Origin of the sequence: Microbacterium saccharophilum (assembly GCF_007992455.1) — a bacterium.
GTDB lineage: Bacteria > Actinomycetota > Actinomycetes > Actinomycetales > Microbacteriaceae > Microbacterium > Microbacterium saccharophilum.
Window position 1 is genome coordinate 1 of sequence record NZ_BKAH01000029.1, and the last position, 1,296, is coordinate 1,296.

Consider the following 1,296-nt stretch of genomic DNA (forward strand, 5'->3'; position numbering starts at 1 on the left):
GGGACCGCTGCACGGATAGGTGACATCTGATCTGGCTTGCCCGGGAGGGCCGGCCTGGAAGGATGGCAGCGTGCCGAAGCCCTACCCCACCGAGTTCCGTGACGACGTCGTGCGCGTCGCGAGGAATCGTGAGCCCGGAGTGACGATCGAGCAGATCGCGAGAGACTTCGGCGTCCACCCGATGACGTTGCAGAAGTGGCTGCGTCGCGCTGATATCGACGAGGGCGCCAAGCCCGGCCACTCGCGAACCGAGGCGGCGGAGATCCGCGAGTTGAAGAAGCGGAACCGGCTCCTTGAGCAGGAGAACGAGGTGTTGCGCCGTGCGGCGGCATATCTGTCGCAGGCGAACCTGCCGGGAAAAGGCTCTACCCGCTCGTGACAGAGCTCGCCGCTGACGGTGTCCCCGTCGCGGTGACGTGCCGGGTTCTCAAGCTCTCTCGTCAGCCGTACTACCGGTGGCTGGCCGCTCCCATCACGCCGAGTGAGGTGGTCGAGGCATACCGCGCGAACGCACTGTTCGACGCTCACAAGGACGACCCCGAGTTCGGGCACCGGCTCCTGGCCGACGAGGCCGCAGAAGCCGGCGAAGTCATGACGGATCGGACCGCGTGGCGGATCGCGTCGAACAACGGCTGGTTCAGCGCGTTCGGGAAACCCAAGCGCGGTAAGGGCCGCAAGCCTGGCCCGCCCGTCCATGACGACCTCTGCGCCGTGGTCGATGAGAACGGACGGGTGCGGCATGTGTTTACCGCAGGCGAGCCGAACGAGCTCTGGCTGGTCGACATCACGGAACACAAAACCGCGGAAGGCAAGCTCTACCTCTGCGCGATCAAGGACGCGTTCAGCGGCCGGATCGTGGGGTACTCGATCGACTCGAGAATGAAGTCCCGTCTGGCCGTCCAGGCGCTCGAGAATGCGGTCGCGATGCGCGGTGACGTCGCCGGCTGCATCGTTCACAGCGACAGAGGATCTCAATTTCGGAGCCGCAAATTCCTCCGCGCCCTGACCCGTCACCGGATGGTCGGATCCATGGGCCGAGTCGGCTCGAGCGGGGACAACGCCGCCATGGAGAGCTTCTTCGCTCTGCTGCAGAAGAACGTCCTCGATCGCCGCTCCTGGACCACCCGCGAGCAGTTGCGCATCGCGATCGTGACCTGGATCGAGCGAACCTACCACCGGCGGCGTCGTCAACGCCGCCTCGGTCGTTTGACGCCCGTCGAGTTCGAGGTCATCATGAACACGCCGGCCGCACTGGCCGCGTGACTACAACCTGTCACCTACTCGTGCAGCAGTCCC

1 protein-coding gene is annotated in these 1,296 nt (G+C 65.5%); it reads left to right on the forward strand.

Annotated features, from left to right (window positions below):
• Positions 1 to 70 precede the first annotated feature (70 nt).
• Positions 71 to 1,263, forward strand: a protein-coding gene (locus tag MSA03_RS14280; protein WP_147051531.1) for an IS3 family transposase whose coding sequence is annotated in 2 segments (ribosomal slippage) — positions 71 to 355 and positions 358 to 1,263 — 1,191 coding nt in all. Because the reading frame shifts where the segments join, the coding sequence is not laid out codon by codon here.
• Positions 1,264 to 1,296: the final 33 nt, after the last annotated feature.